Annotated in this window: 1 protein-coding gene; it reads right to left on the minus strand. The window is 69.8% G+C overall.

Annotated features, from left to right (window positions below; all coding sequences use genetic code 11):
* Positions 1 to 64 precede the first annotated feature (64 nt).
* A partial coding sequence (locus GT042_RS30485; RefSeq protein ID WP_202534209.1) for a discoidin domain-containing protein occupies positions 65 to 1,737 on the minus strand: 1,673 nt, incomplete at its 5' end.

Raw genomic sequence — 1,737 nt, forward strand, 5'->3', positions numbered from 1 at the left:
CCCGAACCGGACGCGAGGGCCGGGGGGCGGCACTGCCCCCCGGCCCTCGCAGCATGGTCAGGGGTCAGGCGCGCGCCACCGAGCGCGCCGCGTTGTACCCCTCGGTCCGCAGGGCGGGCCGGCCCGACGGCAGCGCCTCGGCTGGCCAGGAGAGCGTGACGCTCCGCGACTCACCGGGCAGCAGCCACACGTAGTTCTCGCTGTACAGCGTGGGCAGCACTCGCTCGCCGCTGGTGGCGTCGAGCAGCGAGAGCCGTACCATCGCGGCCACCGCCGAACCGCGGTTGTGGACGGTCGCCGTCAGCTCGCGGCGCGCCCCCGCCTTCGTCACCCGGCCGAGGTCGGCGGAGACCTTGACGGACTTCGCGCGGTTGAGCGCCTTCATGTCGGCGGCCTCGCGGTAGCGCCAGTACGTGTTCTCCGACAGGGTCCTGCCCCGGCTGTCCTCCAGGCGCAGCCGCAGGAGGTGGAAGTCCGGCTGGTCCTTCGTCCAGTCGGCGGTGAACGCGTCCGTCGTGGTCGACGAAGCGACGTCCACCCGCGCCTTGCGGGTCGCGCCGAGCTGCCGTCCCGACAGGTCGAAGTAGCGCGCGGAGACCGTCGCGCCCTTCAGCGCGTCGGGCGTGTGGTTGACCGCGATGACCTGCCAGCTCTGCGGATCGGCCTGGACGTGCACGGCCTCGCACGCCGCCCGCGCCCCGTAGTAGGTGCCGTTGACGTCGAAGTCGTAGTCGTACGTCTGCCACACCGTGCTGTGCCACGCCGGGTGGGACATCCACAGCATCAGGCCGCTGGCGTCCTTCCACAGGTTGGCGTTCCACGCCTCGAACATGGCACGGGTGTTCTCGTAGTTGACGAACTGCGCCTTGCGCGCGAAGTCGTCCAGGTCGTGGGCCGTGTCGAGACGCGCCTCGATGGCGGCCTGGTAGTTCTGCGGCGCCTGATTCCCCCGCGTGCTCCAGTCGTGGTAGTACCACGCGCCGCCGATCGGCCACTCCGGCTCGTCGCCGACGAGGCTGCGCGTGCTCTCCGCCGTCGACACCACGGGCATGCCGATCTCGGTGTGGAAACCGAAGCTGCCGCTGCCGTACGTGGACGGCGAGAAGTAGCGCTCGTGCTCGACCCAGCCGTACGGGCCGCCGCCGGTGACGATGCCACCCGCCGAGTTGTTCTGGTAGAAGATGCCCGGGGCCGTGGACTCGACGGCGTCCCGCATCCCGTTGTCGATCGCCGCCGGCGGGTTGCCCTCGTTGGCGCCGCACCAGACCACCACGCTGGGGTGGATGCGGTAGCGCAGGACGGTGTCCCGCGCCAGGCCGTTGAACGCGTCGTGGTCCGGCGGGTCCATCGCCCAGGCGTTGGGGAAGTCGTTCCAGACGAGTATCCCGTGCTCGTCACAACTGGCGAAGAACTCCTCGCGGTTGACCGACCCCACCCAGTTGCGGATCATCGTGAAGTTCATGTCGCGGTGCATCCGGACCGCCGCTTCCATCCGCGCGGCGGGCATCCGGCGCAGCAACTCGTCCCAGCCCCAGTTGCCGCCGCGGCAGAAGACCCGTACCCCGTTCACACTGATCTTCAGCGGGTCCGGTGTGTTGTCGACGGACGTGATGTCCGTCCAGGTGTCGCCGTTGTCGGAGACCTGGATCGTGTACGTCTTGGGGTAGGCCGCCTCCCACACGACGACCACGCGGTCGAAGGAGACGGACGAGCCCAGGTCGACCTGGATCCACTGGT

The sequence above is a fragment of the Streptomyces sp. SID3212 genome (assembly GCF_009865405.1).
Classification (GTDB): domain Bacteria; phylum Actinomycetota; class Actinomycetes; order Streptomycetales; family Streptomycetaceae; genus Streptomyces.